This is a genomic window from Polaromonas sp. CG_23.6 (assembly GCF_029892315.1).
Classification (GTDB): Bacteria; Pseudomonadota; Gammaproteobacteria; order Burkholderiales; family Burkholderiaceae_C; genus Polaromonas.
Genome location: NZ_JARXUY010000001.1, coordinates 1,350,236 through 1,375,737 on the forward strand (window position 1 = coordinate 1,350,236; position 25,502 = coordinate 1,375,737).

Annotated in this window: 26 protein-coding genes and 1 tRNA gene; 13 read left to right on the forward strand and 14 right to left on the reverse strand. The window is 54.3% G+C overall.

Annotated features, from left to right (window positions below):
- Window positions 1-68: 68 nt before the first annotated feature.
- From ispE to H4V98_RS06415, 3 genes are read right to left on the reverse strand one after another with little or no spacing between them, the layout of a single operon-like run.
- Window positions 69-962: a 4-(cytidine 5'-diphospho)-2-C-methyl-D-erythritol kinase gene (gene ispE, locus H4V98_RS06405; RefSeq protein WP_196863127.1), complete on the reverse strand. Its 894-nt coding sequence runs from the start codon at window positions 960-962 to the stop codon at window positions 69-71.
- 43 nt (window positions 963-1,005) lie between these two features.
- Window positions 1,006-1,518: a lipoprotein insertase outer membrane protein LolB gene (locus H4V98_RS06410; RefSeq protein ID WP_196863099.1), complete on the reverse strand. Its 513-nt coding sequence runs from the start codon at window positions 1,516-1,518 to the stop codon at window positions 1,006-1,008.
- Window positions 1,519-1,533: 15 nt separating this feature from the next.
- Complete coding sequence (locus tag H4V98_RS06415) at window positions 1,534-3,330, reverse strand: tetratricopeptide repeat protein (protein ID WP_196863100.1); 1,797 nt, start codon at window positions 3,328-3,330, stop codon at window positions 1,534-1,536.
- Window positions 3,331-3,452: 122 nt separating this feature from the next.
- Here H4V98_RS06415 and mutM point away from each other — a divergent pair, with 122 nt between their 5' ends.
- The 3 genes from mutM to mutY all read left to right on the forward strand — a co-directional run bounded on the left by mutM (window position 3,453) and on the right by mutY (window position 7,478).
- The gene (gene mutM, locus H4V98_RS06420) at window positions 3,453-4,268 is read left to right on the forward strand and encodes a bifunctional DNA-formamidopyrimidine glycosylase/DNA-(apurinic or apyrimidinic site) lyase (RefSeq protein ID WP_280757350.1); all 816 of its coding nucleotides are present in this window, start codon (window positions 3,453-3,455) and stop codon (window positions 4,266-4,268) included.
- A gap of 67 nt (window positions 4,269-4,335) precedes the next feature.
- On the forward strand, window positions 4,336-6,324 hold the full coding sequence (locus H4V98_RS06425) for a dynamin family protein (protein ID WP_196863102.1): 1,989 nt from the start codon (window positions 4,336-4,338) through the stop codon (window positions 6,322-6,324).
- Window positions 6,321-7,478 carry an A/G-specific adenine glycosylase gene (gene mutY / locus H4V98_RS06430; RefSeq protein ID WP_196863103.1) on the forward strand — a complete coding sequence of 386 codons (1,158 nt, stop codon included), beginning with the start codon at window positions 6,321-6,323 and terminating at the stop codon, window positions 7,476-7,478. Before H4V98_RS06425 ends, mutY begins: the two co-directional genes overlap by 4 nt.
- A gap of 148 nt (window positions 7,479-7,626) precedes the next feature.
- Here mutY and rapZ read toward each other — a convergent pair whose 3' ends face one another.
- The 3 genes from rapZ to H4V98_RS06445 form a co-directional block, all read right to left on the reverse strand.
- Window positions 7,627-8,484, reverse strand: coding sequence for an RNase adapter RapZ (gene rapZ / locus H4V98_RS06435; RefSeq protein WP_196863104.1), 858 nt, complete (start codon window positions 8,482-8,484; stop codon window positions 7,627-7,629).
- Window positions 8,485-8,605: 121 nt separating this feature from the next.
- Window positions 8,606-10,267 (reverse strand): DNA repair protein RecN, encoded by a 1,662-nt coding sequence (recN, locus tag H4V98_RS06440; protein ID WP_196863105.1) that lies wholly within the window; start codon window positions 10,265-10,267, stop codon window positions 8,606-8,608.
- A 34-nt stretch (window positions 10,268-10,301) separates the two neighbouring features.
- Entirely contained in the window at window positions 10,302-11,180 is an 879-nt protein-coding gene (locus H4V98_RS06445) for an NAD kinase (RefSeq protein ID WP_196863106.1), read from the reverse strand.
- A gap of 48 nt (window positions 11,181-11,228) precedes the next feature.
- On the opposite strand from H4V98_RS06445, the gene hrcA reads away from it, so the two are divergent.
- The 8 genes from hrcA (at window position 11,229) to H4V98_RS06485 (ending at window position 17,474) form a co-directional block, all read left to right on the forward strand.
- On the forward strand, window positions 11,229-12,242 hold the full coding sequence (gene hrcA / locus H4V98_RS06450; RefSeq protein WP_196863107.1) for a heat-inducible transcriptional repressor HrcA: 1,014 nt from the start codon (window positions 11,229-11,231) through the stop codon (window positions 12,240-12,242).
- 24 nt (window positions 12,243-12,266) lie between these two features.
- A tRNA-Ile gene (locus H4V98_RS06455) sits at window positions 12,267-12,343 on the forward strand.
- Window positions 12,344-12,612: 269 nt separating this feature from the next.
- Window positions 12,613-13,080, forward strand: coding sequence for a dihydroneopterin triphosphate diphosphatase (gene nudB, locus H4V98_RS06460; RefSeq protein ID WP_196861474.1), 468 nt, complete (start codon window positions 12,613-12,615; stop codon window positions 13,078-13,080).
- Window positions 13,081-13,224: 144 nt separating this feature from the next.
- Window positions 13,225-14,460: a cardiolipin synthase ClsB gene (gene clsB, locus H4V98_RS06465; protein ID WP_280757351.1), complete on the forward strand. Its 1,236-nt coding sequence runs from the start codon at window positions 13,225-13,227 to the stop codon at window positions 14,458-14,460.
- Between the two features lie 149 nt (window positions 14,461-14,609).
- Window positions 14,610-15,332, forward strand: coding sequence for a GTP cyclohydrolase I (folE, locus tag H4V98_RS06470; RefSeq protein WP_196861476.1), 723 nt, complete (start codon window positions 14,610-14,612; stop codon window positions 15,330-15,332).
- Window positions 15,333-15,335: 3 nt separating this feature from the next.
- Complete coding sequence (locus H4V98_RS06475) at window positions 15,336-15,758, forward strand: BLUF domain-containing protein (RefSeq protein ID WP_196861477.1); 423 nt, start codon at window positions 15,336-15,338, stop codon at window positions 15,756-15,758.
- Between the two features lie 65 nt (window positions 15,759-15,823).
- Window positions 15,824-16,657, forward strand: a complete 834-nt coding sequence (locus H4V98_RS06480) for a DUF429 domain-containing protein (protein ID WP_196861478.1) — start codon at window positions 15,824-15,826, stop codon at window positions 16,655-16,657.
- Window positions 16,658-16,940: 283 nt separating this feature from the next.
- Window positions 16,941-17,474 (forward strand): BON domain-containing protein, encoded by a 534-nt coding sequence (locus tag H4V98_RS06485; protein ID WP_231374361.1) that lies wholly within the window; start codon window positions 16,941-16,943, stop codon window positions 17,472-17,474.
- A 167-nt stretch (window positions 17,475-17,641) separates the two neighbouring features.
- Here H4V98_RS06485 and H4V98_RS06490 read toward each other — a convergent pair whose 3' ends face one another.
- From H4V98_RS06490 to H4V98_RS06520, 7 genes are all read right to left on the reverse strand, one after another.
- The gene (locus H4V98_RS06490) at window positions 17,642-17,956 is read right to left on the reverse strand and encodes a BON domain-containing protein (protein ID WP_196861479.1); all 315 of its coding nucleotides are present in this window, start codon (window positions 17,954-17,956) and stop codon (window positions 17,642-17,644) included.
- A 95-nt stretch (window positions 17,957-18,051) separates the two neighbouring features.
- Entirely contained in the window at window positions 18,052-18,585 is a 534-nt protein-coding gene (locus H4V98_RS06495) for a ferritin-like domain-containing protein (RefSeq protein WP_231374270.1), read from the reverse strand.
- 5 nt (window positions 18,586-18,590) lie between these two features.
- Window positions 18,591-19,052 (reverse strand): hypothetical protein, encoded by a 462-nt coding sequence (locus tag H4V98_RS06500; protein WP_196861481.1) that lies wholly within the window; start codon window positions 19,050-19,052, stop codon window positions 18,591-18,593.
- Between the two features lie 24 nt (window positions 19,053-19,076).
- Window positions 19,077-19,442, reverse strand: a complete 366-nt coding sequence (locus H4V98_RS06505; protein WP_196861482.1) for a phage holin family protein — start codon at window positions 19,440-19,442, stop codon at window positions 19,077-19,079.
- Window positions 19,443-19,494: 52 nt separating this feature from the next.
- Window positions 19,495-19,899, reverse strand: a complete 405-nt coding sequence (locus H4V98_RS06510) for a DUF883 family protein (protein WP_196861483.1) — start codon at window positions 19,897-19,899, stop codon at window positions 19,495-19,497.
- A gap of 75 nt (window positions 19,900-19,974) precedes the next feature.
- Window positions 19,975-20,139, reverse strand: a complete 165-nt coding sequence (locus tag H4V98_RS06515) for a DUF1328 domain-containing protein (RefSeq protein ID WP_196861813.1) — start codon at window positions 20,137-20,139, stop codon at window positions 19,975-19,977.
- A gap of 204 nt (window positions 20,140-20,343) precedes the next feature.
- A complete protein-coding gene (locus H4V98_RS06520) occupies window positions 20,344-21,684 on the reverse strand; it encodes a CHASE3 domain-containing protein (protein ID WP_196861484.1) in 1,341 nt (446 codons plus the stop codon).
- A gap of 135 nt (window positions 21,685-21,819) precedes the next feature.
- On the opposite strand from H4V98_RS06520, the gene H4V98_RS06525 reads away from it, so the two are divergent.
- Window positions 21,820-22,452 (forward strand): response regulator transcription factor, encoded by a 633-nt coding sequence (locus tag H4V98_RS06525; protein ID WP_011800333.1) that lies wholly within the window; start codon window positions 21,820-21,822, stop codon window positions 22,450-22,452.
- Window positions 22,453-22,581: 129 nt separating this feature from the next.
- On the opposite strand, the gene H4V98_RS06530 is transcribed toward H4V98_RS06525, so the two are convergent.
- Window positions 22,582-22,971, reverse strand: coding sequence for a response regulator (locus H4V98_RS06530; protein WP_196861485.1), 390 nt, complete (start codon window positions 22,969-22,971; stop codon window positions 22,582-22,584).
- A 360-nt stretch (window positions 22,972-23,331) separates the two neighbouring features.
- On the opposite strand from H4V98_RS06530, the gene H4V98_RS06535 reads away from it, so the two are divergent.
- Complete coding sequence (locus tag H4V98_RS06535) at window positions 23,332-25,338, forward strand: AsmA family protein (RefSeq protein ID WP_196861486.1); 2,007 nt, start codon at window positions 23,332-23,334, stop codon at window positions 25,336-25,338.
- Window positions 25,339-25,502: the final 164 nt, after the last annotated feature.

Here is a 25,502-nt window from a genome sequence, read left to right on the forward strand (position 1 = left end):
ACAGTTGTTGTTGCCAACAACCGACCTATAACCGTTGCTTGCGAGTCGCATTCCAGAAAGCCGGTAGTTTACCAACTCGCCAGAGGATGCATCTCCAGATTTTTGCACTTGCGAACCAGCCAGCCGCCAGGGGCATCTAACAAGTCAGTCTCTTCAAAAATCTGTGCAAATACAGCACTTCCCGAGCCGGTCATGCGTCCTGAAAGCTGCTGCGATTCTAACCACTCAAGTGACTGGCCAATCTGCGGGCAAAGCTTTTGCGCTACCGGCTGCAAGTCGTTATGGCCAAAGTTAAAACCCTGTCCGTCAGCATATGCAGCAAAGCCTAGCATTGTAGCAGTCGCTGTGTCACGTTTCAGGCTTGAAGCCTTAAAAATTTCTGGCGTTGACACCCCCGCAGGTGTTTTAACCACCAAAAACCGCGCAGATGGCAAAGCAAGCGGCGTGATTTTCTCGCCAATTCCCTCGACCCAGGCATGGCCGCCCGAAAGGAAGAAAGGAACGTCTGCGCCCAATGAAAGCGCCAAAGTTTGTAGGTCTTTTTCGGGCAGACGAACGCCCCACAGCCGCTGCAGCGCGAGCAGGCAACTGGCCGCATCCGACGAACCGCCGCCCATGCCAGCTTGCGACGGAATATTTTTTTCCAAGCCTATATGAACGCCCAGCGATGTGCCGCAAGCTGCCTGCAAGGAGCGGGCGGCGCGCACAGCCAAATCTTCGTCTGGTAGTGCGTCGGATTCAGCGCCATGGTCGCTTTTCAGGTCAGTACGGCTGATCTTCCCGTCAGTGCGCAGTTCAAAATGCAGTGTGTCGCACCAGTCGATCAGCATGAAAACCGATTGCAGCAGATGGTAGCCGTCGGGCCGACGGCCGGTGATGTGCAGGAATAAATTGAGCTTGGCCGGCGCCGGCACGTCATACAGGGCCTTAAGCGGTCGCGAGGAAAGTGGAAAACGCGTCACGCGGGAAACCTTCAGAACAGGGGTTGGGCAGTCAGGCGAGGTGCTATTGGTCGAGCACCACACGAAGATCCGCCTGGGGCAGGGGCTGCATACGGGTGGCGGCGATGCGGCCTTCACTTTGCCTCGAAAGATCGGCTGACCAGCCACTGGCTGTGGCGTTGTCGCCCTGCAGCCAGGCGAACAGCGCAGCCAGTGGAACAGCTGCGCCCGTGGTCTGCGCCATGAGGGCATCGACCGAGTCAAAGCGCTGGATGTTGCTGTTGCCCGAATCCAGTTCGGCTTCCCCGGGTGCCCAGCGCAGCACGCCAAGCACATTGCCCAGCGGGCTGATCAGCGTCAGTTCACCGCGCTCGGACTTGCCCTTGAGTTCAAAGCCTGCAGAGAAATACTGCTCAGGCTCGCTTTTGATATTCAGGCTGATACGACCTGTCCAGAACTCGATTTTTGAGTAATTTAAGGCTGTGCCGCTTACTGGACGTGCGCAGCCAGCTATTAAAATGATAGCAAAAAGAAATCCGGGAAGAAGCAGGGCGCGCAGCCGGTGGGTAAAGTGCAAGGCGGATCCCTGTTTTTATGGCGTCACCTTGAAGCGTTTAAGCGTTTCAAGCAGCGTTTCGTTGTCGGCGTTGATGAGCTGGCCTTCTTTCCAGATGGCCAGCGCGCGGTCTCGCTGCCCCAGACTCCAAAGCACTTCGCCGTAGTGCGCGGCAATTTCAGCGTCGGGCTTGGCTTTGAAAGCGGCTTCGAAAATTTGCGCGGCTTCAAGAGAGTTGCCGAGGCGAAATTCAACCCAACCCAGGCTGTCCTTGATGAAAGGGTCGGCTGGCGCGAACTCGATGGCCTTTCGTATCAGATCGCGCGCTTCGGAGAGCCGGACATTGCGATCGGCCAGTGAATAACCCAGCGCGTTGTAGGCATGATGGTGGTCTGGCTTGAGCTGGATCACCTGGCGCAGCAGCCGCTCCATTTCGTCGGCCAGCCCGAGCTTTTCAGCCACCATCGACTGCTCGTACAGCAGGTCGGTATCTTCGGGGGTTTTGACCAGTGCCTGCGCCAGAAGTTCGCGGGCCTGACGGTACTGCTTGAACTCGCGCAGCAGGCCTACTTCTGCATTGAGTTTCAGCCTGGCTTCTTCATCCGTTCGTTCGGGCAGCGTACGAATCAGGCTGCGGCCTTCTTCCATCTTGCCCTGTCTGGCCAAAATGGAGGCCCGGCGAATTTGTGCTTGCACCAGGTCGGCGGCGTTTTCAATCTTGACGAGCCAGCTTTCGGCCGCCGCATAGTCCTTGCGCTTTTCGGCCAGTTGCGACAGCAAGAGATAAGCCTGTGCCAGGCCGGGGTTACGTTCGATCTGGGGGGCCTGTGCGGCCAGCGCAACATAACGCTCCAGCGAAGCCTGGGCGGCTTCCAGCTGGTTGTCCTGCAACTGCAACGAACCGAGCACCAGCCAGCCTTCGGGATAGTCAGATTTTTCTTGCGTGACGATCTGCAACTGCGCAGTCGCTTCGGCATAGCGCTGCGCATCAAGCAGCACGCGGGCATAGGCCATGCGGATTTCAGGCAGCGCCGTGGACGGGCTTTGGCCACCGGCCAGGTAATTTCTGACGAGTGCTTCGGCTTCGGGCCGCTTTGGGTCAAACAGTTCGAGCGCTACCACCACCGGGCCTTCGGCACGTGGATCGGCTGCCTGGCCGCGTTGAGCCGCTTCAAAGGCGCCAGGCTGGTCGTCCGCTGCCAGTCGCATCCGTCCGACCGTGGTCCAGGCGGCGCTTGCCGAAGCGGTAGGCGTCAGGTAGTCGGCCAGAGCGGTTTCGACCACGCTGGCCGCCAGCTTGCGATCGCTGGCGCGGACATAAATGCGCGGTATGGCCGCCAGCATGGCCAGACGTTCGGCATCGGGCACCATCCTGATCTCGGTTTTCAGTGGCTCGACGGTGTCGGCAACGCGGTTCAGCGCAACCAGGATCTGCAGGACATAGCGATTGGCCTCCCGGGACGCAGGCAACGCCTGCTTCCATGCCGTCGCGGCCTGCAACGCTGCATCGCCCGAGCGAGCCTGCAGCGCAATGTCGCTGGCCCGCTGGTAAAGCTGGGCATCGCCGGTTTTCCGGGCTGCGTCGAGCAGCAGGGCAAAGCCTGCGGCAGCTTCGCCCTCCTGCGCCGTCAGCTCGCCAACCAATACCTGATAGAACAACTCGCCGTCCAGCGAAGACACGCTTGCCGATGCTTGCGCCGCCTTGTCTTCCGAAAGACCCGCTACGGTGGCAGGTTTGGCAGGTGTAGGGGTCTCGGGCGTTCTGGCCTGCGCCAGCACCAACGGGGCAACAAGGCACAGACAGGCAAAAGCAAAGCCGGATTTTTTCTTCATCGCCCATGATAATTGAAGGCTTCTGCTGGCGCTTTGCGCTGGTCATGCACCCAGATACCAAAAGTGACGCCTCTTGTGCCCGGCTTTGCAAGCCTCATGTTTTTCCGAAGAGTTTTAAACACATGCCTGAACTGCCCGAAGTCGAAGTCACCCGCCTGAGTTTTGCCAGTCGCATTGCAGGCGCCCGCATCGAATTCGTGATGGTGGGAAAACCCTTGCGCTGGCCTTTGGGCTGCGAGGGCGCGCAGCTGCATGGCCAGCAGGTGCTGGCCGTGCGCCGCCGGGGCAAGTACCTTCTGCTGGACTTGAGCGAAGGCCTGCTGCTGATGCACCTGGGCATGTCGGGCAGCCTCAGCTTTGGCGCCAATTTGCCGGCGCCGGGCAAGCATGATCATTTTGACCTGGTGACCAGCCTGGGCACCTTGCGGTTGCACGATTCACGCCGCTTTGGGGCCGTGGTCTATGCGGCGGGTGAAGCTGATGCTGCGGCGCAAAAGCTGCTGGGTCGGCTGGGTGCCGAGCCGCTCAGCGAGGCGTTTGACGCGCTGGTTTTTCATCAGTGGCTCAACGTGCGCAATACCGCCATCAAGCCCTTGTTGCTGGCGGGCCATGCGGTGGTGGGTGTCGGAAACATCTATGCCTCCGAAGCCTTGTTTCTGGCGGGCATCCGCCCCACCACCCGTGCATCGCGGATCAGCAAGCCGCGCGCTGCCCTTTTGCATCACGCCATTCAGACGGTGTTGACAAATGCTGTGGCCAAGGGCGGCAGCACCCTCAGGGATTTTTCCAACGCCGATGGCGAGGCGGGCCATTTTCAGCTTGACGCCATGGTTTATGACCGGGCCGGCTTGCCGTGCAAGGTTTGCGCTGCGCCGATCAAGAGTATTCGGCAGGGCCAGCGCTCCACTTTTTATTGCGCCATCTGTCAAAAAGCCTGAGTTTTTAAACGTGGTCGGCTGGGACCCGGGTGCTATATTGCCTCGACCATTTTTATGACCACAGCGCATGTCTTTCAACGAACAATTTGACCAGCAAGGCGCTTGGCGGCGTGATTTCGCCTTGCGCCTCAAACGGTTTGCCGAGTGGGTGAAAGAGCAGGGCCTGCTCAACGCTGCGATGGAAGACCGGATGCTCAGACTGCAGGCGCAGGTGCGCTCCGACAAGGTCATGGTGGCATTTGTGGCAGAGTTCTCCCGTGGAAAGTCCGAGCTGATCAACGCCATTTTCTTCGCTGGCTATGGTCGCCGCATCATGCCGGCCAGTGCCGGGCGGACCACCATGTGTACGATCGAACTGGGCTATGACCCTGAAATGGTGCCTTGCCTGCGCTTGTTGCCCATCGAAACGCGAATGCAGCCGCAGGCCCTGATGGCGTGGCGTCTGATGCCTCAAAAATGGTTTCAGATTGAGCTTCAGGTGGACAATCCCGCCCAGTTGGCAGAGGCATTCGAGAAAGCCGCCGAAGTGCAGCATGTGACGCTTGAAAAGGCACGCGCCCTCGGCTTCTGGAATGACGACCGGTCTGAAGACCATCCGCCAATAGCGGCCGATGGCCGGGTCGAGGTGCCGAAATGGCGCCATGCACTGGTCAATATTGCGCATCCCCTGCTCAAGCAGGGGCTGGTAATTCTTGACACCCCGGGGCTCAATGCCATCGGCGCGGAGCCTGAACTGACCGTCAGCCTGATTCCGCAGGCGCATGCCGTGGTATTCGTATTGGCGGCCGACACGGGTGTGACCCGGTCTGACCTGTCCATCTGGCAGGAGCATCTGGACAACGGCGCAACTGGCAGTGACAACCGGCTGGTCGTGCTCAACAAGATCGACACCTTATGGGATGCGCTGAGCACGCCTGAACAGGTCCAGGCGCAGATCGACCGAAAAAGTGCACGCTCGGCCGAGATCCTGGGATTGCAGTGTTCGCAGGTGCTGGCCGTATCGGCACAAAAGGGGCTGGTTGCCAAAATCACGCATGACGATGTGCTGTTGCAGGCCAGCCAGTTGCCAGTGCTTGAATTGGCCCTGGCAAAAAGTTTGATAGGACAGAGGCAGAACATTCTGCGCACGGCTGTCGCCGCCAGTATTCAGGAATTGAACAACGAGGCCGCACGCGCATTAACCATGCGCCGTCGTGACCAGACCGATCAGATGCTGGAACTGCGCGGATTGCGGGGGAAACACAGCTCGGTCATCCAGCGCATGCGCAAGCGGATCGAGCACGAGCAGGCCGAGTTTTCAGGCAGCAGTGCCAGGCTGCATGCGATTCGTACAGTGCACAACAGTTTGCTGGGCGATGTTGTCCATTTGCTGGGCCTGCCGACGCTCAGGGCAGAACTTGCCGGCTTGACCGCTGCGCTCAAGCAGCCCGGCATCAAGCTGCGCCTGAAAAAAACCTATTCAGAAACGTTTTCAGGCTTGCGCAAAACGTTGCACCAGGCGCAAACGACCATGGCTGAAATACAGGCAATGCTGGATTCGTCCTTCGGGCAGATCAACGCAGAGTTTGGTTTTTCACTAAAGGCAGGGCGGGCGCCCGACATGAAGCAGTCTGTGCAGGACCTCGAACTGATCGAGCGCAGCCATTTGCAATACATCAGTTTGGGCAATGTGATGCGGATGGCGCAGGCCGGGTTTTCAGACAGACTTGTGCGTGCACTGAGCGGCCGCATGCGCATGGTTTTTGAGTCCGCTCTGGGCGAAGTTGAACTGTGGAACCAGTCAGCATCTGCACAACTCGATGCACAAATGCGCGAAAGGCGCCAGAGTTTTGACAAGCGCCTCGATGCCATCGCGCGCATTGATCAGGCCGCGTTAATGCTGGATGAACGAATTTCCGAAATAAATCAGCAGCTAATCCGGCTTCGAGCCATGGAAACCATGCTTGGAGACTTGACCTCGCAGCTTCTAAATATGGAGCCTTTGCCATTTGCGCTGCAACCACTCCCAGACTGTGCAGGTCATGCTGCGCACACACCTTTGGCTGAATTGGCATGACGCAAAGTACATCAGATAGCGCTGGACGGCTTCCAACCGGCAAACCTTTTGAGGCTGGCGCAAGCCTTCCGTCTTCGTTCGCCAATGACATCGTGAATTGGCAGAAAACCCATGGTCGCAACAGCCTGCCATGGCAAAACACACGCGATCCCTACCGGGTCTGGCTGTCCGAAATCATGCTGCAGCAGACCCAGGTCGTCACGGTGCTGACGTATTACGACCGGTTTTTGCAGCGTTTTCCCACTGTGGGCGATCTGGCTGCTGCTTCTGACGACGAGGTGATGAGCTTGTGGAGCGGGCTGGGGTATTACAGCCGCGCGCGCAACCTGCATCGGTGTGCGCAGGATGTGATGTCGCTGCACAACGGGCAGTTTCCAGCGTCGGCCGGGCAACTGCAGACCTTGCCGGGCATCGGCCGTTCGACTGCCGCTGCCATCGCCTCATTCTGCTTTGGAGAAAGGGTCGCCATTCTGGACGGGAACGTCAAGCGGGTGCTCACGCGGGTACTGGGATTTTCTGGTGATATGGCGCAGGCTGCCCAGGAACGAGCGCTCTGGAACCTGGCCACCGAGTTGCTCCCGCATGAAGACCTGGCGCAGGCCATGCCGCGCTACACCCAAGCACTGATGGACCTGGGTGCCACCATCTGCACCGGCCGGCAGCCCAAGTGCCTGCTGTGTCCGGTGCAGGCGCTGTGTCTTGGACGCGCACAGGGAAAGCCTGAAAAATACCCGGTCAAGACCCGCAAGCTCAAGCGCAGCGCCCAGTCGTTCAGCCTGTTGTGGGCCCAACGACCCGACGGTTCAGTGTGGCTTGAAAAGCGTCCTGCGACCGGTATCTGGAGCGGGTTATATTGCCTGCCGGTGTTTGACAGCGATGACGCGTTCAAGTCGCTTCTGCCTGAAAGCCTTGAGGGCCGTGTCGAGGCCCTGCCGGCCTTTGTCCATGTCCTGACGCACAAGGATCTGTATTTGTCGCCGTGGATTGCAGGTTTTCAGGCCGATCAGCCCATGCCTGCGTCGATGGTGTCCGAGAGCCGTCCGGCCGCCTGGTTCAGTCCGCAGGCATGGCCTGCGCTGGGTCTGCCCGCGCCCATTCGCAAGCTGCTGTCGCAAGATAGCGCCGACCCGTCGTTTGGAGCGATCAAGGCTTAACCAGTAAGTTTTTTTAAGAAGAGAAAGATTTTTGCGCAATACCAGTATGTTTTTACAGCTATGAATTATGTAGCAATAAGAAATCAGGCATACCGAGCGCCGTCAGACAATGACAGGGAGATATCGCGCAAAGGTTGAGCCCGGCGGATCAACCCGCTTCAAGTTCGCGATGCCGTTTCAGCGTTGGCCAATCCTTGCCAAAGGCCGCTGCCAGCGTCTCCACCAGGTAAACCGAACGGTGCTGGCCGCCCGTGCAGCCTACCGCCACCGTGACGTAGCTCCGGTGGTCGCGCACCAGGGCCTGCAGCCAGTGACTGAGGAATTGCTCGATGTGGCGGAACATGTCGTCCACCTCCGAATGCGACCTCAAAAAATCTGCCACTGGTTTGTCACGGCCCGTCTGGTGCCGCAGCCCTGCCTCGTAGTGAGGGTTGGGAAGCATGCGGACATCAAACACGTAATCGGCATCCAGCGGCACGCCGCGCTTGAAGGCAAACGACTCAAACACCAGGGTCAGTTGACGTCCAGGATGCTGAAGCAGCGATTTCACATAGCCTTGCAACTGGGCCGACCGGATCATGCTGGTGTCAATCACATGCGCCTGTTCGCGCATCTCAGCCAGCAGCGTTCTTTCAAGTTCGATGGCATCGACCAGTGCCCGATGCTGGTCGGTGGCGTCGATTCTTGACAGCGGATGCAAGCGTCTGGTCTCTGAAAATCGCCGCACCAGCGTGTCGGTGTTGGCATCAAGGAAGAGCGACTGGACTTGCACCCCCTGGGCTTTCAACTCCCTGAGCTGCTGCGGCACCAGCGGCAGCGACGTTGCGCTCCTGACATCCATGGCGATGGCCAGCTTTGAGGCATTGTGCGGCCGCTTCAAGGCTACAAAGGGTGAAAGCAGTTCTGGCGGAAGATTGTCCACGCAGTAATAACCGGCATCTTCAAGCGCATGAAGCGCAACCGACTTGCCCGAGCCCGACATGCCGGTGATAAGAATCATTTCCATCACATCAACCTTTCGGCACGTAACGAATGGCGTTTTGCCTTTAAACGGTCATGGCGGCAGGGCGTATCCAGGTAATTCAGCAGACAAATGTTCATGGCCCTGATGGTATCAAGCCATGTCGTTATGTCCCCTCTTTAGGGGATTGCCCCAGCATTTCGGTGGCATGTGCAAGCGTGGTCCCCGAAAGGCGTTCCCCTCCCAGCATGCGTGCAATTTCGGTCACGCGCACTTGGCCGGTTACATGCTCGACGCTGCTCAACGTGGTGCCGTGTTCCGAGCGTTTTGACACCACGAGATGCTGGTTGGCAAACGCTGCCACCTGTGGCAAGTGCGTCACTGCCATGACCTGCCGGTCCTGGCCGAGTTGACGCATCAGCCGGCCAACAGTTTGAGCGACTGCGCCGCCCACGCCGGAATCCACCTCGTCAAAAATAAGGGTCTGGGCCTGCCCCAGTTGGCTGGTGGTGACGGCAATGGCCAGCGCGATGCGGGACAGCTCGCCTCCCGAAGCCACCTTGGCCACCGGCCTGGGGGTACTGCCGCCATGTCCGGCAACCAGGAACTCGGCTTGCTCCAGCCCATGCTGCGCCGGCTGTTCCGCTGGGGCTAGCACAACTTCAAAGCTGCCGCCTTGCATGCCAAGGCCTTGCATCGCTTGGGTAATGGCGTTGGCCAGCAAGGGCGCTGCCAGGCTTCGCAGGTGCGAAACTTCGCCGGCCTCCTTCATGTACCCGGCTTTGGCCAAGCCCTCTTTGTTTTCAAGCTGAACCAGGTCAGCGGCCTCGTCCAGTGCACGCATCTCAGCCTTCCAAGATGCCAGCAGTTCAGGCAGTTCGGCAGGTGCCCGCTTGTAACGGCGCGCCAGGCTGATCCATTGCGCCAAGCGTTCGTCCAGTTCGGCCAGCCGCAGGGGGTCGAGTTCGGCGTCCCGGGCATAGGCACGCAAAGAATGTACGGTGTCGTCCATTTGCGCCATGGCCGTATGCAAGACTGCGGCAAGCTCCTTGAATTCCGGCTCTATCTGGGCCTGGTTTTCCAGCGCCTGAATGGCGCGGCTCAGCAGCGTCAGGGCATTGTCATCGGCCTCTCGCAAGGCGTCGACCGCTGTTTGCACGGCTTCTCGCAAGTCCTGCATGTTTGACAGCCGTCCATGCTGGGTGTTCAGTTCTTCCCATTCCTGCTCGCCGGGTGCCAGTTTGCCCAGTTCCCCAATCTGCCACGCCAGCCGTTCGCGTTCACGTTCCAGGCTCTCCTGGGCATCTTTCGCCTGCGCGAGGGTTTTTTGCGCCATGCGCCATTCCTGCCAGCGCAACGAAAGCAGGTCGGTCGAAACCCCTGCGTACGAGTCCAGCAGGCCGCGAACGGCGTCCGGGCGCGTGAGGCTTTGCCAGGCATGCTGGCCATGAATGTCCACCAGCTGGCTGCCGATGTCCTTGAGCTGGGTGACGGTGACCGCGCTGCCGTTGATCCACGCCCGGCTCTTGCCCTGCGCATCCACCGTGCGGCGCAGCAGCAGGGTGTCGCCGGACTCGAGGCCGGCCTGCTCAAGCCATGGCGCCAGCCGGGCAGGGCTGTCGAATTCGGCACTGATCTCGCAGCGCCCGGCGCCTTCGCGCACCACCCCTGCGTCGGAACGTGCGCCGAGCACCAGTTGCAGGGCGCCCACCAGGATCGACTTGCCGGCGCCGGTTTCGCCGGTCAGTGCGGTGAATCCGTCCATCAGGTCAAGATCGAGTTCGCGCACGATCACGAAATCCCGCAGGGCAATGCTTTTGATGCTCATATCTTGGTGCAGTTCAATGCAAAAGCGGTAGCGCTCAGCCCACGACGCCTTCGTTCCAGTGAAGTTTTTTGCGCAGCGTGTCAAAGTAACTCCAGCCCTTGGGATGCAAAAAGCGCATCTGGAACTCTGAACGCCTGACGGTGATCCGGTCACCATGCAGCAAACTGGCCAGCGACTGCATGTCAAAGCTGGCACTTGCGTCCCGACCCGCTACCATTTCAATAGCAACTTCCCCGGTGTCTGAAAGCACGATAGGCCGATTGGACAAATTATGCGGGGCAATGGGCACCAGCACCCAGCCGCCAATCGAAGGGTGCAGCAAAGGACCGCCCGCTGAAAGCGCGTAGGCCGTTGAACCGGTAGGTGACGCAATGATCAGGCCGTCGGCACGTTGGTTGGCAACGAACCGACCATCGACTTCGACGCGCAGCTCGACCATGCCTGAGGTCGCTCCCCGGTTGACCACGACATCATTCATGGCCGTGGCGCTGTAAACGCAATGGCCATCGCGCATGACCTTGGCTTGCATCATCCAGCGCCGGTCTTCCTCGAATTCCCCGCGCAGCATCGGCGTCAGGGTATCTTGGTAATCTTCAAAAGCAATGTCGGTGATGAAGCCCAGCCGCCCCTGGTTGATGCCAACCACGGGCACGCCAAACTGGGCCAGCAGGCGCCCAATGCCCAGCATGGTGCCGTCACCGCCCACCACCAAGGCCAAATCGCACTGCGCGCCAATTCCGGCCGCATCAAGCGTCGGGAACTGGCTCAAGCCGGTATTGCGCGCCGTGTCCTCCTCCAGTGCCACCTCACAACCCTGCGAGCCCAAGAAATGCGCAATGTGTTCCAAGGCTGAACGGGAGCCTTGGGCCTGGTACTTGCCGATCAGTGCGACATGGCGGAATTGCGACTTCATCGTCAAATTACATCACAACCTGCCAACCAAGCTTCGTAGAATGTCCCCATGCTTGATAGTCGCGCCCGTTTGTTGTTGAAAGCGCTGGTTGAACGCTATATTGCGGACGGCCAGCCGGTCGGTTCGCGCACGCTTTCCAAGGCTTCAGGCCTGGAGTTGTCGCCCGCCACGATCCGTAACGTGATGAGCGACCTGGAAGATCTCGGTCTGATCGTCAGCCCGCACACGTCCGCTGGACGCATTCCGACGGCACGGGGCTATCGCCTTTTTGTCGACACTATGCTGACCACGCAGCGTGACCCCCTGACGGTGGCCAGCCAGATGGCACGTATTGCACCTGACCAGCCGCTCAAGGTGATCAGCAATGCCGCGCACATGCTGTCGAGCCTGTCCCAATTTGTCGGCGTGGTGATGGCACCGCGCCGGACTTCAGTATTCCGGCATATCGAATTTTTGCGCCTGTCTGAAAAGCGTTTTCTGGTGATCATCGTGTCGCCCGACGGCGATGTGCAGAACCGCGTCATCTTCACCGAAACCGACTACACCGCCTCGCAATTGATCGAAGCGTCGAATTTTCTGAATTCTCACTATGCCGGCATGGCTTTCGAAGAAGTGCGGGAACGGCTGAAAAATGAAGTGGAAGTGCTCAGGGGAGAAATCGCTTCCCTGATGCAGGAAGCGGTCGTGGTTAGCTCAGAAGCCATTGAGTCGCGTGATGAGGTGGTCGTTTCAGGCGAGCGAAACCTGCTGGCGGTCAGTGATTTTTCAGGCGACATGGACAACCTTCGCAAGCTGTTCGACCTGTTTGAGCAAAAGGCGCAACTGATGCGCCTGCTTGATGTTTCCAGCCGCGCCGAGGGGGTACGCATCTACATCGGCGGCGAAAGCCAGGTCATTCCCTTCCATGAATTGTCGGTGGTGACCGCACCGTACGAAGTCGATGGTCAGGTTGTCGGCACACTGGGGGTAATCGGGCCAATGCGCATGCCCTATGAAAAAATGATCCAGATTGTTGATATCACGTCCAAACTGGTCAGTACAGCGCTCAGTCACAGCAAATAGAGACACTACAATCTGCCAGTGGAAGGGGCGTTAGCTCAGTTGGTTAGAGCAGAGGACTCATAATCCTTTGGTCCACGGTTCAAGTCCGTGACGCCCCACCACGCCAAATATGGAAAGCCTGCTATTTAAAAATAGCGGGCTTTTTTGTTTTTGATGCTCAAAGCCTGACTGGCGATCAATATGTTTTTTGTGCAGTGTTCCATACTGGCACCTGCAATTCAGTAAACAAGCCCCAGCAGCAACAGTCGCTGCCAGCACAATATGCTGGCGATCTGATTTACCGTGAATTGTTGAACCTGCCGATTCAATTCTGTTAATCCTTGACCAGTAGCAAGCCAGGCAAGCCTCTGCCAAGCCGCAATAATCGATCATGGATTCAAAAATTTCCTCATTCAAAATTCCAGAGTCGGTTCTGGTCATCATTTTCACGTCTCGACTTGATGTGCTTTTGATCGAACGTGCTGACCATCCGGGTTTCTGGCAGAGCGTGACCGGCTCAAAAGACACGCCAGACGAGCCGTTGCTGGAAACAGCGCTGCGTGAGGTCGAAGAAGAAACCGGTATTATTGCCGCGCCATCCCAAATTCGAAACTGGGGCCTTTCAAATGTGTACGACATTTATCCCGCTTGGCGCCATCGTTATGCACCCGGCATCACGCGCAATACCGAGCATGTCTTTGGTTTGCACCTGCCTCAAAGCTGTACAGTCAGACTCAGTCCCCGCGAACATACAGCTTCGCAATGGCTGGCGCATCGCAATGCTGCGGAACAATGCTTTTCTCCCTCCAATGCCGAGGCCATCTTGATGTTGCCGAGATTCAGGGATTCAATCGATTGATCAGGTGCGGCAGCATCCACGAATTTTCACGGCGTTAACGTTGCAGACAACCCTCATGTTTCTCGCTTCCAATACCGCAATGTCAATTGATTTTCCGTTCTCCCAGGGACATGAAGTTTTTCCCGAAACTTTTTTCATACACTGATGGCGACTTCGATCCAATCCGAAACATTTCAATTGCTTCAAGGTGGTCAGGCATTGTTTCCGGCACTTGTTCAGGCCTTCGACGGTGCCGTGAAATGGATACAGCTTGAAACCTATATTTTTGATTTTCATGGGGCTGGCGCCGTTGTGGCCGATGCCCTCGTGCGGGCGGCCAAACGCGGTGTAACGGTTCAGGTTCTGGTTGATGCGGTCGGTAGTGGACCATTGCCGGATGACTGGCTGCGAAAATTTTCCAGTTCAGGCGTTCAATGGTGTAGATACTCTCCTGTAGGGTCAAGTCTGGGATTTTTGTTGCCCGAACGCTGGCGCAGGCTGCACCGCAAGCTGTGCGTGGTGGATGAGCGGATTGTTTTTTGCGGCGGCATTAACGTGCTGGACGATTTTTATGATCCTAATCACGGCGAACTGCAGGCGCCACGGTTTGATTTTGCCGTGATCCTGACGGGCCCCCTGGCGGTTGAAGCGACTGATGCCATGGCCCTTTTATGGTGGCGTGTGCAAGCTGGCTACAGCGCGCGACAAAGACATTTAAACGAAGCCTGGGAGAAATTCAAGGCCGCAGGTTATGGTGGACGCACAAATGCAAAGCTGCTTGCGCGTCCTGGGAATTTGCGTTTTCCCAATATGGGTGGCAGTTCACGTCCCAAGGCAGCGCTGGTCCTGCGCGACAATCTGCGCAACCGCCACAGCATTGAAATGGCCTATCGAAAGTCCATTGGCCAGGCACGTCGGGAAATCATCATTGCCAATGCTTATTTTTTACCTGGCGGCAAGTTACGCCGGGCGCTGATGAAGGCTGCAAGACGCGGTGTGCACGTGACCTTGCTGCTGCAGGGTAAATATGAATACTTCATGCAGTACCATGCCGCCCGGCCGGTATATGGAGCCTTGTTGGCCGCGGGTGTCGAGATTCATGAATACTCCACCAGTTTTTTGCATGCCAAAGTGGCGGTAGTCGACGGGCACTGGGCCACCGTCGGCTCGTCAAACCTTGACCCCCTAAGCCTTTTGCTGGCCCGAGAAGCCAATATAGTGATTGAGGACCGTGTCTTTGCCGCCGAACTCAGCGCTTGCCTGCACGAGGCGGTCACGCACCACGGGGTGCGCATAGACCCTGCGGTTTATAGACGGCGACCCTTGGGCCAACGTATTCAGGGATGGATAGCTTATCCACTGATGCGTTTGGCCTTGACACTGACCGGGCAGCGCTATTGAAATAAAAAACAAATAACGTAAAGTCATCATTGAAATCCAATTTGCTATTTAATTCATAGCTAACTTCGCTTTACAGTAAAGCGCTTGATCGTCAAGACCTTATTTTTCTAAATTCAGGCCATGTTTAAAGAGGGCTGGTAATATCCGGCATGCTTATGAAAATTACTACTAATCTTCAGGATGTGACAGACGAGGGAACGCCAGTTTCCGTCAAGATACGCGAACGCCTGGTTCAGGCGAAGAAACGTTTCCACGCCAACGACAACATTTCCGGATTCATTGAGCCTGGCGAATTGGCCGGCCTGCTCGATGAGGTGGAAGTCAAGATGCAGGGCGTTCTTGACAGTCTGGTGATCGACACTGTGGGTGACCACAACACGGGCAACACCGCACGCCGGGTTGCCAAGATGTACCTGAACGAAGTCTTCAACGGGCGCTATGTAGCGGCGCCGAGCATTACCGAGTTTCCCAATGCCGAGCATCTTAACGAGTTGATGATCGTTGGGCCCATTACGGTCCGCAGTGCCTGTTCCCACCATTTTTGCCCGGTGATCGGCAAGATATGGATTGGTGTCATGCCAAACGAACATACCAATGTTATTGGCTTGTCCAAATACGCACGCCTGGCCGAATGGGTGATGGGCCGTCCGCAGATTCAGGAAGAAGCGGTGGTGCAATTGGCTGACCTGATCATGGAAAAAACCCAGCCTGACGGCTTGGCCATCGTTATGGAGGCAAGCCATTACTGCATGGCTTGGCGCGGCGTTAAGGACATGGACAGTAAAATGATCAACTCGGTTATGCGTGGCGTGTTCCTCAAAGACTCGACCTTGCGTCGCGAATTCCTCGCACTTATTCCCAGAAAAGGTTAACCCATGCTGGTTCGTTTACTTTATGCGAGTCGCGCGGTGGATATGGGCGATGAAGCCGTTTCCAGCATCCTCTCACACTCCCGCCTATACAACCCTGCACTCGGGATTACTGGAATCCTTTGCTATGGTGGCGGGATTTTCTTGCAGGCTATTGAAGGCGGACGGACGGCTGTGAGTGAACTGTACGGGCATATCTTGAAAGACCCGCGTCATAAAGATGTGGTGCTTCTAGATTTTCAGGAAATTTCGGAACGCCGTTTTGGCGGATGGACCATGGGAACGGTCAACTTGCTCAAGTTAAACCATTCCATCTTGTTGAAATATTCCGAGAGGGCCGAACTTGATCCCTATGCTGCATCTGGCAAGGTGTCGATGGCTCTGCTTGAAGAACTGATGGCTACCGCTTCCATCATTGGTCGTGCCTGAAAAATAGTTTGTCAGGCAGTGCGCGTTAATCCTGAGTCAAATATGTTCAGCGGCTTAATGACAGGATGAGTAAGTCAAACTTGATTCCCGAATTATTGGTGGGTTGCGATTTTTCATCCAGCCCCAGCAAACGCAAACCGATTGTGATGGCTTCAGGAACCGCTTCGAACGGTCGTGTTCTTCTATCGGGTCTTGAGCGTCTCGATTCACTTCAAGAGTTCGATAATTGGTTATGTCAAGACCGCCACTGGCTTGGCGCGTTTGATTTCCCGTTCGGTTTGCCTCGCGAACTGGTGATGCATATGGGCTGGCCTACCCAGTGGCTCGAGTCGATAAATCACTATGCCAGTCTGAGCCGACTTGAGATTCGCAACACGTTTGCAGCATTTTGCGATGCACGTCCCATCGGGAAAAAATTTGCCCATCGTGCTACTGACTTGCCTTCTGGCGCGAGCCCATCCATGAAGTGGGTTAACCCACCGGTGGCTTTCATGCTTCACGCCGGCACTCCACGGCTTGTTGCTGCAAGCGTTCACATCCCCGGCCTTCATCCCGGCGACATCGGACGTATAGCGCTGGAAGGCTATCCGGGTTTGCTCGCTCGCGAGGCATTGGGACATCGGTCTTATAAAAGTGATGACAGGATCAAGCAGACGCCGGAACGGCTGATTGCACGCAAAGATCTGATCACTGCATTGGAGCATGGGCAAACCCGACTGGGTCTGCGTTTGAAGGTCAGCCATGCGCAACGTGATGCTTTGGTCGATGATGGAAGTGGCGACAACCTGGATGCTGTGTTGTGTCTGATGCAAGCTGCATGGGCAGCACGGCAAGGAGCACCTTTGTATGGTTTGCCTGCTGATATGGATACGCTGGAAGGATGGATTGTGACGGCTTGAATATAGTTATAGGTTGGCGAAAATGATTTCATTAAGTTAATTGGCAATCGATAATGGCTATATATCCTGAATGCGTTGGAACTTCCCATTAATATGAAATGGGTTTATAGTACTGGACAATTTTCATAAAACTTGAATACTTGTTTTTTGTTTTTTGTATTTTGTATTTTGCAAAAAAATAATCAGCGACATGTATACAGGCGGTTGGCAGGCATGCAACGTCAATTTGGCTATTGTTCTTTCTGAAATTTTTGCTCGATAAAAAGGATGTATCGTGAAAAAAATGCATTTTCTCAATACTTTGCCTATTATTTCTTGGATGAAAATATGGATATCCGCTGTTATGTCACTAGTCATTGCAATAGCTTTAAGTGGTTGTAACAAGCCCGCTGACACTCGAACGCCTGGCCAAAAACTTGACGCAGTAATTAGCAAAACGGAAAAAGTTGCAGAAGAGCTAGGAGTGCAAGGCGAGCAATCAAGCGGCGACATGAAAGCCAAAACAGAAGCGGCCTTTGCCAATGCAGGCGATGCACTAAAAAAGGCTACAGAAAATGCCAAATCTTCTACCAAAGAGGTAGCCAATACTGCCATTAATAAAATGGATGACATGGTCATTAGCACTGCCATTTCAGCCGAATTGCTAAAAGACGCCGAAATCAAACTTTTCAGGATCAATGTCGACACAAAAGATGGCGCTGTGGTGTTGAAAGGCCAAGTGCCTAGCGACGCAGTACGTGAAAGGGCATCTGCAATTGCCAAAACTTTCAATGGCGTTCAGTCGGTTGACAATCAATTGACTGTCAAAGTTAATTGATCGCGTACCTGCCACTGAATAACCATAAGACATGGAAAATTTTCCGGAACCAGCAGTCCAAAAGAATTGATGCGATAGTTTTAAATATTTAAGAAATAAAAAAGCAGGCACGGAGATCTTCTCTTGCCTGCTTATTTAGCGCTGCTATTAAGAGCAGCGTAAATCGATTAAGGACGTACGACAATGTCGTTGCGAACGCTCCTGACGTTGCTTACGCCACGGGCAATACTCTCAGCCTGCATTTTTTCAGCAGTAGACTTAGCAAATCCGGAGAGTTGAACCGTGCCGTTCAGTGTTTCAACGCTGATGGAAGTTGCGGAAACGGTCTTGTCTTCAGCAAACTTTGCCTTGACGGAAGTGGTGATGGCTGCGTCGTCAACATAAGAACCTGCGGTCTGCTGACCCCGACCAACAGCGCAGCCACTGCCAATAATGGTGATACCAGCCAAGGCTGCAAATGCAATTGCGCGAACGTATTTCATAGGGTTTCCTCTTCGATTTGATTTATTTAGGTTGGTGCAAAGTTTAAATGCCTGTCGATTAACGGCACCACGCCTATCGACCAGCGCCTGAAAATTTAAATATCAAGCCAGTCCTTGAGCTCGTCTGCATGCTCTTCTTCCTCTGCCAGTATGTCTTCAAGCATTCTTCGTGTCGTGGGATCTTTGTCCGCCAGCAATGAAATCATCTGGCGATAGGCTTCCACTGCAATCCGCTCTGCGATCAGATTAACCTTCACCATGGTTTTCAAATCGTTAGATTCGTCGTAATCTGCATGGCTGCGCTGGAGAAGGGTAGAGGGTGAAAAGTCTGGTTCACCGCCCAGCTGCACGATGCGCTGGGCAATGCGGTCGGCGTGTGCTGATTCTTCGGTGGCATGCACCATAAACTCTGCAGCAATGTGAGGCGAAGTAAGGCCGCTTGCCATAAAGTGATGCCGCTTGTAACGCAGTACACATACCAGTTCAGTTGCCAAGGCATCATTGAGGAGCTTGACGATGGCTTCGCGATGCGGTCCATATGCAGGAGTTACAGCGCCCTGATCAAGACTTGATCGAACGGCATCGAGTGCCGATTCATCAAGGCTCAATTCATTGGTGGAGTTAGTCATGTTATTCATAATGTTGTATCGGTAGTATCAGATGTGCGAGTAAAAGAAGTCAGCATGGTTAACAGCGTGTTTGACAAACCCGAAGATTTGACCGCTGCTACCAGAAGAGCACTTGCGGACATCATGCGCCATGGCCTGGCGATCACCAGTGCGACACCTGTAGCAGCAGAAATACCAATCAGTTTGAAGGGATGGGCACTTGCATATTCCCTCAAAAGAGGACTTGCAAGTTCGACTGCCGAGCTGGCTGGATGGCGGTGCCACCACATTCGAGCTGCAAACTTTAGTTTGCTGAACATATTGCGTTCAGATGAAACTATTTCAGTGGCATTCCCATCGACATGGTTAGCGTCTTTTTCAAGCCTCTGATCCGCAGCTGGATGGTGACGGTTCATATGCCTGACGATAGCCTTTCGACTGATAGCCAAACGTTCTTGAGGCGTAAGTTCGATAGGAAGAGAGGCCATACCGTATTCTTTTGGTAATGTAATTCAGGACGCTGTGCGCAATGCTTGGGCATCGCTGTCAATTTGGGCTTTCAACTCAGGAAAACGCTCACTTTTGAAAGGCTTGGAAGCAATTAAGGCACCAATGACGGCAAGTATCAGAGCAACAGCAGGTACAGCCACCAGAACCCAGTGGAACTGGTTTTGCACAAACCCCAGCATCAACGCCGTTCCAAAGAGTAAAAGAAAAATAACGAAAGCCAAAATAGCCACTATGCCCGCCACTGCTCGCTTCACCAGATCAGAGCCTGCGCTGGTTGCTTCCTTGTGAAACAGCGATCCGTACGCAGAAAGATGATCTACGACCAGATCAGGTCTTTGCACAATCGTCGAAAAAAGAGGATGCAGCATATGTGAGGATAGGTGGTGCGTCAGTTAAAAACAGGCGTAGTGGGCAAAAGATTTAATAGCGGTTTTGATTGCGCTGGCGAGATGTTGAAACCAGCAGTGCTACTGCAGCGCCAACCGCTGCAGCAATCAGAACCGATTGCATGGGTTGTTCCGAAACGTAACGGGTGGTGGCATCTGCTGCATGCCTGAGTGATTTTTCAGCACGTTCTTTGGCTTCAGAGGCTACATCCAAACTCTGGCGAGCCATTTTTTGAGCCTTGGCGGCTAGCATTTCAACCATGGGGTCAACACTGCCGCGAAGTTCACGAACTTTGTTTTCTGCCTTGTCAAGCGCTTGGTTCGCATGCTCGCGCGTAGATTCGATAGCTTTACCTGCTGAGTTCATCATGTCCTCTGAAGTTTTTTGCATTGAAGGAACTGCATCGCGCGCTATGTTGGAAGGGCTGTTAGTGTTCATGTCTTTTTTCCTTGATGAGTAAGTGATGAATTAGAAGATAAAAGGTCAGGGCTTTGTAGCCGATCTGCCTTTGCGCTAGTTTTTCTTGATCAGGCTTATGACAAAGCTGACAATCGCCATGATAGCGAACAGAAAGAAAAGAATTTTGGCAATTTCCACAGCCCCTGCCGCAATTCCGCCAAAACCGAACACTGCAGCGATTAATGCAATCACTAAAAAAACAACGGAATAGTGCAACATTTGATTTCCCTTCATATCGGCTTGGCACATGAAAAGTGCTTCTTTATGGTTCCCTATAGCTTCTTCTTGAAGTCATTTTTGTTCCATCGGCTTGGGGCCTAAACCCCTGTCAGGGTCTAGGGTAATGCCCTGTAGGAAAAGGACGATGATTTGTAACTCGAGACTGTTTCAAGAATTTTGCGCTGGACTTGCTTTTTCAGTAGCTCAATGAGATTTTGGTAAAACCGCACCCACTTGAGTGCCTTTGTTTTCAGCGCTGGCTACCGTGAGCTTTCCACCTGCAGCTTCTACTCGGTGACGCATACCGGCTAGTCCGTGACTGCCTGGGCCGATACTTTCCAGTTTGAAGCCTTTGCCGTTGTCCTTCACATCGACCGTGATGAAACTGTCAAAGTTGTGCATGCTGATTTCAACTTGGATGGCATCGGCATATTTGGCAATATTGGTCAAGGATTCCTGGACCAATCGGTAAACGGTCAATTGGGCTGAGCCGCCGAGTTCAACGGCTTCCAAGTCTGTGGTGATCAACAGTCCTGATCTTTCCTCAAACTCCCGCGCCAGAATTTCAAGCGATGCCACCAGACCCAGATGGGAAAGTGAAGATGGCCGAAGGTCTTCAACAATGCGTCTTTTCAACGCGATGCCCGTGTTGAGTGTGCTGGTTAGATGTTCAAGCCGCTCCAAGGCTTCTGGCAGATTGTCAGCAAGCCGTGATTTCAGTCGTGCGACATCAAGTTTGGCGGCCGTCAGGAGCGCGCCAAGTTCATCGTGAAGTTCTCGCGCCAGATGTCCACGCTCGTCTTCGCGCACGTTTTGCAGATGGGTTGCCAGTTCGGCAAGACTTGCCGTTCGCTCCCTGACCTGTTTTTCCAGCAAGTCCCTTTCACGCTCCAGCATTTTTTGCTCGCGTTGACCCGAAGCCAGCAGTGCCTTGTTTTGCATGAGGTACATGTAGAAAGCAAGCAATCCGACAAGTGCAGTCGTCGCAATGCCTATGCGCGAAAGCTGCAGCGCTTTCCTGACTTGTGCCTGGCCCTGTTCCATCTGCTGAATGCTGCTGGCGTGCAACTTGTTAGATTGATTTCGGATGGCTTCCATTTCTTCCTTGCCTACGTCGGTGGTCAACACAAACTTCCAGCCATCGTCATTGCCCTCCTTGCGCATGCGCACACTCAGGTCCATTTCGGCCATCTTGCGTGACACGTGACGCGACAAGGTGTCAAACTCGTCTATCAGCGCTGGTTGCGAAACAAAAATCTGCTGCAATTCGTCCAGGTTCTTAGTAATATCACCTACTGCAACACTGTAAGGCTCCAGGTAGCGGGCGTCGCCTGTCAACAAATACCCGCGCTGCCCGGTTTCAGCATCCAGAACTTGCCGCACCAAACCGGTAATGGCAGTGCGTGTCTGTTGAGCTTTCTCCATGTTGCTGACAGCCTGGGTTGATTGCTGGAAACTCGTTTCGTTGATGAAAATCATGAATGCGGCCGCCAGAATGGCAAGAGGCAAGCTGATGGCGGTTTTCAACGCAGAAAATTTTTTCAAGACTAACTCCTGTTCGGTACTGCTGTGGATAACTCGTCAATAATGAGCAGTGATAATCAAGACAGTCGTTTTTGCCTCGTGGCTGTTTTTTGGCAAATTTTCCGGACAGCGCAGGTTTTATAGAAAGATAGTGACATGATAAAAATTGGAATTGTGGATGACCATGCCATTGTGCGGTCGGGACTGAAGCAGTTTTTTTCGGATCAGGTGGACTTGCGTGTTGTCGGCGAGGCGGCAAGTGGGCGTGAAGCAATTGATTTGGTTCGCAATGTTGAACTGGACATACTCGTCATGGACCTGTCCATGCCAGGCCAGAGCGGAATTGATGCATTGGCGATGATTCGTGCAAAAGCACCTGACGTCGGAATTCTGATCTTAAGCGGCTATCCGGAAGAGCATTACGCCGTCAACCTGATTCGTCAAGGCGCCAGTGGTTACCTCAACAAGGAATGCGATCCCTCAGAAATTGTCGATGCCATTCGTGTGATTTCTCTGGGCAAGCGCTACATTACCGCCGCAGTGGCGGAATTGCTTGCACAACAATTGAACCGTCCAAAAGACGTCGCAGCGCACGAGCAACTGTCGGAAAGAGAATTTCAGGTTTTCCTTAAGCTTGCCAAAGGCGAAACGGCAGGGGATATCGCCAAGGCTCTTTCACTTAGCGTCAAAACGGTGAGCACCTACCGTACCCGAGTGATGGAAAAAATGAGTCTGGCATCCAACAGCGACTTAACCTACTACGCCCTCAAAAACAAGCTGATCGATTGATTCGTCGAGACGTCAATTGATGGTTGTCACAATGTGGGTGTGCTGAATAGTCAACCGCTTTTTGCGGTGAGAACTCTTTCAGGGGAGAAGAAAACAACCCTGGGAGTTCACAAGCTCATCTGAGGATGCTCAGTTTTTGGCATCGAGATCCTTGTTTTGTTGCAAGCAGTAGTCCACGAGTGCGTCAATTTCGTTGGATTTGTCAAAGACTGCGTCAACACCCAACTGAGCGCATCTCTGGCGGATATCTGTTGTGGCGTAATTGCTGAGAACCACCACTTTTTGGGAAGAAAGACGGTCTTTGCATGCTGCCAGAATACCCAAACCGCTGCCTTGCTTCAAAAACAAATCGACAATTGCCAGGTCCCAATCTTCCCGATTGGCATTCAACCAGGCTTTGCCATCGTTTTCGGTTTCAGCCGTTCCCACTGCGATCACACATGCAAGTTCCTCCAGCGTACCAATCAGGTTTTCACGAATGGTAGGGTTGTCTTCTACGATGTATGTTTTCAATCTCACGGCTCATATCCAGTTAACGGAAGGAGGACTTCGCTGTGAGTTGCAAAAAGTCCTCCAATGCGGCCAGCAAGAGCCGGTAATGCCGACGCGTCTTGTTTCCTAATGTATCTTTGATTTTACGCACGATTGTGCCAGTCGCTTTTGTTTGTACCTGTAAGGTATTTTCGACGCTTGAGCGTGATGATTGTGTAGGCTCATACCCACAGTTTTTCATTGCATTCGCCGACTTCGAAAAACTATGCAGCGCAACGATAGTCGCGTTGTATTTCGGGTATCTTCGCCTCAGTTGTGTGACCGATCTTTTGAATTTTCGGTCATTGCTGGTTGAATCTGAAAGATGACTGCATCCGTTGCCAACGCATGAAAAACCACTTTATCAAATCTCTACACCTTCGTTACTGGATGGCTGGCATAGTCATCTTTTTGATCATTGGGGTGCTGGTGCTATCCCTGTTTCCGTGGGATCTTCTCCGCGGACCCGTCAACCGTTATGTTTCGGATCAGCTTGGCAGGCGTTTTGAGATTACCCGCCATCTGTCGGTAAATCTGGGTTTTACGACCAGGGTGAGCGCAGAAGGGATCGAAATTGCAAATCCAGAATGGGCCAATGACCCTTACCTTCTCAAGGCAGATGCTGCAGAATTTGACATCAAACTGCTGCCCCTCCTGAGGGGAAAAGTTGTGTTGCCAAACATCAGGCTGACGCAACCCCGGATTGGCTTGCAGAGTCAGCCCGATGGCCAAAGAACGTGGGCCTTTTCGCACGACACATCGGAGAAAGGGACTGCACCGCAAATTGGCTCCTTTATTGTGGATCAGGGCAGTGTCAGTTACCTTGCGAAAGCTCAAGGCGCTGATCTTAATATCCGATTTTCGTTGGCTTCTGAATCCGGTAACGACTTGCCTCTGAGCTTCAAGGCAACGGGACGATGGAACAATGGTGTATTCGCTGCCAATGGACGCACGGGTGGTGCTTTGCAGTTTAGCAAGGATTACAGGGCTCCCTTTCCTGTAGAAGTCAACGTTGTTGCCGGAAAAACTCGTCTTCAAGCCAAGGGCTCGCTTGATGATCTGTCAACCTTGGCGGGCATCGATGCAACTTTTAACCTTCAAGGTGAAAATCTTGATGATCTTTTCGGTCTGCTTGGTGTCGTCCTGCCTGCCACGCCACCCTACAAATTGAGTGGAAAGCTGGACAAGAAAGAGAAGATATGGGCGGTTAGCCAGATTGAGGGGCTGCTGGGGAAATCTGACCTGAGTGGTGCCTTGAGTTTTGACCAGTCTTCAGCGGTGCCAAAGCTGACAGGCAAGGTGCAATCAAAAATCATGGATTTTGCAGATCTGGCGCCGGTCATCGGCATGATGCCTTCTGATCTTTCAACCGCAAAAGCAAAGTCCGCCAGCACTTCAACAGTCAGCAAAGCAGCGCTGTCTGCTGCAAACAAAAAACCCGAGCCAGCCGGAGTCGCCTCAGGCAAAGTATTGCCTCGTACCCCACTGGATGCGACCAAACTTAATGCCATGAATGCGGACGTCACCTACTCTGCCGCCGATATCCGGCATGTCAAGGAATTGCCGCTTGATAAAGGCTCTGTTCACGTCAAGCTGAATGCCGGAGTTCTGCAACTGGATCCCGTTTCGCTTGGCGTTGCCGGAGGGTCAGTGGCAGGCACCATTCAAATCGACTCGACCGTTGCGCCAGCGGCCATCACTACCCGGCTGGATGTGCGGGCTTTGCAACTGAACCAGCTTTTTCCTACCGTGGAAAACACCAAGACAGGTTTTGGCAAGTTCAGCGGGCAATTCAACTTGACTGGCCGAGGCAATTCAGTGGCGCAAATGCTGGGGTCTGCATCAGGTGACGTGGCAATTCTTATGGGAAAGGGCGAGATCAGCAATATCTTGCTGGAGTTTATGGGCCTCGACGGTGGTGAAGTGATCAAGTTTTTGGTGCGTGGCGACGAAACCGTGCAGTTGCGCTGTGCGGCAGCGGCTTTTGATGTGAAACAGGGTTTGATGACCAGCCGCGCCATCGTGCTCGACACCAGCGACACCCTCATTACGGGGCAGGGCAAAATCAGTTTGGCTAACGAAACGCTTGATCTTTTGTTCAAACCACAACCCAAGGATGTGAGTATTCTGAGCCTGCGTTCGCCGCTGCGGATCGGCGGTACATTTGCCAAAACGACAGCAGGACCAGAAGCCTCTGCACTTGCAGGAAGGGTTGGCATTGCGCTGGTTCTGGCGGCCATCAACCCTTTGCTGGCGCTGGCGGCGACGGTGGAAACCGGACCGGGAGAAGACGCCGACTGTGCCGCGGTTCTGTCCAAAGCTGCGCAGCCCGCAGCAGCAAGTGGCAAAAAGTAAGGATAGGGTGCAGCCTGACAAGCGGTTTTCATTAAATGGTCACACCGTTTGAAAGTCAATTGCACCCATAGAAAATTGCTATTTAATTGATAGCTTGTAGCGCATGTCCAGAAAGCGGTAACGGCTTATTTGATGTAAAAATTAGTTTGTCAGTGAATGCTGAC